Origin of the sequence: Streptomyces racemochromogenes (assembly GCF_044129415.1) — a bacterium.
GTDB classification, from domain to species: domain Bacteria; phylum Actinomycetota; class Actinomycetes; order Streptomycetales; family Streptomycetaceae; genus Streptomyces; species Streptomyces racemochromogenes_A.
In genome coordinates, this window is record NZ_JBBDHD010000245.1 from 1 (window position 1) to 4,592 (window position 4,592).

Annotated in this window: 4 protein-coding genes; 1 reads left to right on the plus strand and 3 read right to left on the minus strand. The window is 71.7% G+C overall.

All coding sequences use genetic code 11. The features are described from left to right. Window positions 1-68: 68 nt before the first annotated feature. The 3 genes from WDV06_RS36275 to WDV06_RS36285 are packed head-to-tail and all read right to left on the minus strand — an operon-like array spanning window position 69 to window position 3,465. Window positions 69-809, minus strand: a complete 741-nt coding sequence (locus WDV06_RS36275; protein WP_395514067.1) for a succinate dehydrogenase/fumarate reductase iron-sulfur subunit — start codon at window positions 807-809, stop codon at window positions 69-71. After that, window positions 806-2,758 carry a fumarate reductase/succinate dehydrogenase flavoprotein subunit gene (locus WDV06_RS36280; protein WP_395514068.1) on the minus strand — a complete coding sequence of 651 codons (1,953 nt, stop codon included), beginning with the start codon at window positions 2,756-2,758 and terminating at the stop codon, window positions 806-808. The genes WDV06_RS36275 and WDV06_RS36280 overlap by 4 nt, the downstream gene beginning before the upstream one ends. Before the next feature lie 2 nt (window positions 2,759-2,760). Then, window positions 2,761-3,465 carry a succinate dehydrogenase cytochrome b subunit gene (locus tag WDV06_RS36285; RefSeq protein WP_395514069.1) on the minus strand — a complete coding sequence of 235 codons (705 nt, stop codon included), beginning with the start codon at window positions 3,463-3,465 and terminating at the stop codon, window positions 2,761-2,763. Between the two features lie 106 nt (window positions 3,466-3,571). On the opposite strand from WDV06_RS36285, the gene WDV06_RS36290 reads away from it, so the two are divergent. Continuing rightward, window positions 3,572-4,450 (plus strand): LysR family transcriptional regulator, encoded by an 879-nt coding sequence (locus tag WDV06_RS36290; protein ID WP_395514070.1) that lies wholly within the window; start codon window positions 3,572-3,574, stop codon window positions 4,448-4,450. The last annotated feature ends 142 nt before the right edge of the window (window positions 4,451-4,592 follow it).

Here is a 4,592-nt window from a genome sequence, read left to right on the forward strand (position 1 = left end):
GCGCGGCCCGGCGCCCGGCCGTGCGCCCGGTCGGCGGATCGGGCCGGCGGATCGGGCGCGCGGCGGTGTCAGCGCCTGCGCAGCGCCCGCAGCCACTCCTTGTTCATGGCGGCGATCGACGGCAGCGGGATGCCCTTCGGGCAGGCGGTGGCGCATTCGCCGGTCAGGGTGCAGCCGCCGAAGCCCTCGTCGTCCATGCGCGCCACCATGTCCAGGACGCGCGTCTCGCGCTCGGGCGAGCCCTGCGGGAGCACGTTCAGGTGGTTGACCTTGGCGGAGGTGAACAGCATCGCGGAGCCGTTGGGGCAGGCCGCCACGCACGCCCCGCAGCCTATGCACTCGGCGTGCTCGAACGCCGAGTCGGCCGCCGGCTTCGGCACGGCGGTGGCGTGCGCCTCGGGCGCCGAGCCGGTGGGGGCGGTGATGTAGCCGCCGGCCTGGATGATGCGGTCGAAGGCGCTGCGGTCCACCACGAGGTCCTTGACCACGGGGAAGGCGGAGGCCCGCCAGGGTTCGACGTCGATGGTGTCGCCGTCGGTGAAGGACCTCATGTGGAGCTGGCAGGTGGTGGTGCGTTCGGGGCCGTGGGCGTCGCCGTTGATGACGAGGCTGCACGCGCCGCAGATGCCCTCGCGGCAGTCGTGGTCGAAGGCGACCGGGTCCTCGCCGCGCAGGATGAGGTCCTCGTTGAGGGTGTCGAGCATCTCCAGGAAGGACATGTCCTTCGAGATGCCGTCGACCTCGTAGGAGGCCATGGCGCCGGGGGCGTCGGCGTTCGGCTGGCGCCAGACGCGCAGGGTGAGCTTCATGCGTAGCTCCGCTGGGTGGGGTGGACGTACTCGAAGACGAGGTCTTCCTTGTGCAGGACGGGGGCGGCACCGGTGCCCTGGTACTCCCAGGCGGCCGCATAGCCGAACTCCTCGTCGCGGCGGGCCGCTTCGCCGTCCGGGGTCTGGGACTCCTCGCGGAAGTGGCCGCCGCAGGACTCGGCGCGGTGGAGGGCGTCGAGACACATCAGCTCGGCGAGTTCGAGGTAGTCGACGATGCGGTTGGCCTTCTCCAGCGACTGGTTGAACTCCTGGCCGCTTCCCGGGACCTTGATCCGCCGCCAGAACTCCTCACGGATCTCCGGGATGCGGGCCAGCGCCTTGCGCAGTCCCTCCTCGGTGCGTGCCATGCCGCAGTACTCCCACATGAGTTCGCCGATCTCACGGTGGAAGGAGTCGGGGGTGCGGTCGCCGTCGACGGCCAGCAGCCTGGCGAGGCAGTCGCGGGTCTCGCGGACGGCGGCCGCGGCCTCGGGGTGGCTGTCGTCGACCTCCTCGTGGTGCGGGTGGCGGGCGAGGTAGTCGTTGATGGTGGAGGGGAGGACGAAGTAGCCGTCGCCGAGGCCCTGCATCAGGGCGGAGGCGCCGAGGCGGTTGGCCCCGTGGTCGGAGAAGTTGGCCTCGCCGATGGCGAACAGGCCCGGGATGGTGGTCTGGAGGTCGTAGTCGACCCACAGTCCGCCCATCGTGTAGTGGACGGCCGGGTAGATGCGCATGGGGACCTCGTACGGGTTCTCCGCCGTGATCCGCTCGTACATTTCGAAGAGGTTGCCGTACTTCTCGGCGACCCTGTCGCGGCCCATGCGGCGGATGGCGTCGGCGAAGTCCAGGTAGACGCCCTGTCCGCCGGGGCCGACGCCGCGGCCCTCGTCGCAGACGTTCTTGGCGGCGCGGGAGGCGATGTCGCGGGGGACGAGGTTGCCGAAGGAGGGGTAGATCCGCTCCAGGTAATAGTCGCGCTCGTCCTCGGGGATCTCGGCGGCGGGGCGGGTGTCGCCCTTGGCCTTGGGGACCCAGATGCGGCCGTCGTTGCGCAGGGACTCGCTCATCAGGGTGAGCTTGGACTGGTGGTCGCCGGTGCGCGGGATGCAGGTGGGGTGGATCTGGGTGAAGCAGGGGTTGGCGAAGTACGCGCCGCGCCGGTGCGCCCGCCAGACGGCGGTCGCGTTGGAGTTCATGGCGTTGGTGGAGAGGTAGAAGACGTTGCCGTAGCCGCCGGTGGCCAGGACCACGGCGTCGGCGTAGTGGGTGCCGATCCGGCCGGTGACGAGGTCGCGGGCGACGATGCCGCGGGCGACCCCGTCGACGGTGATCAGGTCGAGCATCTCGGTGCGGGCGTGCAGCTCGACGTTGCCCGCCGCTATCTGCCGCGACAGCGCCTGGTAGGCGCCGAGGAGCAGCTGCTGGCCGGTCTGGCCGCGGGCGTAGAAGGTGCGGGAGACCTGGACGCCGCCGAAGGAGCGGGTGTCGAGGAGGCCGCCGTACTCGCGGGCGAAGGGGACGCCCTGGGCCACGCACTGGTCGATGATCTCGACGGAGATCTGGGCGAGGCGGTGGACGTTGGACTCGCGGGCGCGGAAGTCGCCGCCCTTGACGGTGTCGTAGAAGAGGCGGTGGACGGAGTCCCCGTCGTTGCGGTAGTTCTTGGCGGCGTTGATGCCGCCCTGGGCGGCGATGGAGTGAGCGCGGCGCGGGGAGTCGCTGTAGCAGAACTGGACCACGTGGTAGCCCTGCTCGGCGAGGGTCGCGCCGGCGGCACCGCCCGCCAGGCCGGTGCCGACGACGATCACGGTGTGCTTGCGGCGGTTGGCCGGGTTGACCAGCTTCGCCTCGAAGCGGCGGCGGTCCCAGCGTTCGGCGATGGGGCCGGCGGGGGCCTTGGTGTCGGCGATGGGGTCGCCGGTGGTGTAGGCGGCGTACTCGGTGCTCATGGTCAGCTCACCACTCCGGTCATGACGGCGACGGGGACGGACACGAAGCCCGCGAAGAGGACGAGGGCCAGGGCGTTGGCCAGGAACGTCAGCACCCGGTCGCGTCGGGCGTTGCCCGCGCCGAGGGTCTGGGCGGCGCTCCGGAAACCGTGGCGGACGTGCAGGCCGAGGGCGGCCATGGCGACGATGTAGATCGTGTTGCCGTACCAGGTGGAGAAGGTCGCGAGGACGTTCTGGTAGGGGTGGCCGGCCCAGGCGCGCTCGTTGACGGTGAGCGTGGTGAGGTCGAGGAGGTGCCAGACGATGAAAAGGGCGAGGATGACGCCACCCCAGCGCATGGTGCGGGTGGCGTAGCTCGCGCGGCGCCGCTTGTGGGCGTACTTGACCGGGCGTGCCCTGAGGTCGCGGCGGCTGAGCTGGTAGGCGCAGACGGCGTGGGCGACGACGGCGGCGACCAGGACCGCACGGACGGCCCACAGGGCCCACTCGTAGTGCAGGAACGGTTCGCCGAGGGTGCGCAGGGCGTGGGCGTAGCCGTTGAACTCGTCGGCACCGAAGAAGATCTTGAGGTTGCCGAACATGTGCGCGACCAGGTAGCCGAGCATGATCAGGCCGGAGACGGCCATCACGGACTTCTTGCCGACGGTGGAGTCCCAGAGCGTGCGCGGGGTGGACGGCCGTCGATCCGTCCGCGTTGCCAGAGCCATGAGATAGACCGTAGGGACCAAGGTCCCGAAAGGTCCAAGACATGGTGGAGCTGATCGCGATAGGCATCCCCTATGGAGCGGGGGGATGCGCCGCTAGCCTGGGGACATGCAGTTCCAGCAGCTCGTGTACTTCGTGGCCGTCGCCGAGACCCGGCACTTCACGCGCGCGGCGGAGCGGGAGCACGTGGCCCAGCCGTCGCTGTCGCAGCAGATCAAGGCGCTCGAACGGGAGTTGGGGGCCGAGCTGTTCAGCCGGGCGCGGGGGAACATCGCGCTGACCGACGCGGGTGAGGCGCTGCTGCCCCTGGCCCGGCGGATCCTGGCGGACGCGGACACGGCCCGGCTGGAGGTTCAGGAGCTGCTCCAGCTGCGGCGGGGCCGGGTGCGGTTGGGGGCCACGCCGAGCGTGTGCACGGGGATGCTGCCGGGGGTGCTCCGCGCCTTCCACACGGCGCACCCGGGCATCGAGCTGCTGATCGAGGAGGGCGGTTCGCTGGACCTGGTACGGGAACTGGCGCGCGGGGTCCTGGACCTGGCGCTGATCGTCCTGCCGCTGCCGCCTTCGGCGCCGCCGCTGACGACGGTGGAGCTGCTGACGGAGGACCTGGTGGTCGTCTCGTCCCGCGACCTCCCGCCGCCGGGCGGGGGCGGTGAGCTGGGCATCGCCGACCTGCGGGAGGAACCGATGGTCATGTTCCGGCACGGCTACGACCTGCGGGACCTGACGGTGGGCGCCTGCCGGGCGGCGGGGTTCGAGCCGGTGTTCACGGTGGAGGGCGGCGAGATGGACGCCGTCCTGGGCTTCGTGCGGGCGGGTCTGGGCGTGGCGGTGGTGCCGGAGATGGTGGTGGAACACGGCGGCCCCGGCCTGCGCGCCACCCCCCTCGCGGGCTCCCCCCTCCGCCGCACGATCGCCCTGGCCCACCGCACGGACGTGGCCCCACCCCGCGCGGCCCGCGAACTGAAGCGCCTCCTCCTCGGCTGACCCGCCCCGGACCGGCGACCGCCCGCCGGCACGGTCCGGGCCGGCAACCGGGGCCGGGGGCCGGACCGGCACGGTCCGGTCACGGGCGGCAGCCCAGGGTGGCGGCCGGCCGCGCGTCCAGGACGTCCGTGCGGTGGTCGAG

Bases quoted from the DNA above. Each gene is read 5' to 3' on its own strand.
- WDV06_RS36285 (WP_395514069.1), bottom strand. From the start codon at position 3,465: ATGGCTCTGGCAACGCGGACGGATCGACGGCCGTCCACCCCGCGCACG.
- WDV06_RS36275 (WP_395514067.1), bottom strand. From the start codon at position 809: ATGAAGCTCACCCTGCGCGTCTGGCGCCAGCCGAACGCCGACGCCCCC.
- WDV06_RS36280 (WP_395514068.1), bottom strand. From the start codon at position 2,758: ATGAGCACCGAGTACGCCGCCTACACCACCGGCGACCCCATCGCCGAC.
- WDV06_RS36290 (WP_395514070.1), top strand. From the start codon at position 3,572: ATGCAGTTCCAGCAGCTCGTGTACTTCGTGGCCGTCGCCGAGACCCGG.